1 pseudogene is annotated in these 269 nt (G+C 60.6%); it reads right to left on the reverse strand.

What is annotated here, in order from left to right:
* Nucleotides 1-269 (reverse strand): annotated as a pseudogene (locus KVT28_RS25240) (glycerophosphoryl diester phosphodiesterase); the annotation flags it as partial.

Below are 269 nucleotides of genomic sequence, written 5' to 3' on the forward strand. Positions count from 1 at the left end.
TGACGACCGCAACCGCGTATTCAACACCGCTCTCTGCCAGGATCTTCGAGGCATCATCGGTGAGCAGCGCCTGCGTCACATGCAGGATCTGGCACTTCGACTCTTCGAGAAGAGCGATCGGATTGCGTGGAGGAACAACCACCGCGAAGGCACGCGGGATGTCCGGCAGCAGGCGGGCAGCCGCATGAATCGAACGGATCGAGAAGCTGCTGATGAACAAGCGTTCCCGGTTGCGCGGCCAGAGGTCCTTGAGGACCTTCAAGCCGATC

It is taken from the genome of Pantoea sp. GbtcB22, from assembly GCF_019091025.1.
In the GTDB taxonomy this organism is placed as follows: domain Bacteria; phylum Pseudomonadota; class Gammaproteobacteria; order Enterobacterales; family Enterobacteriaceae; genus Pantoea; species Pantoea leporis.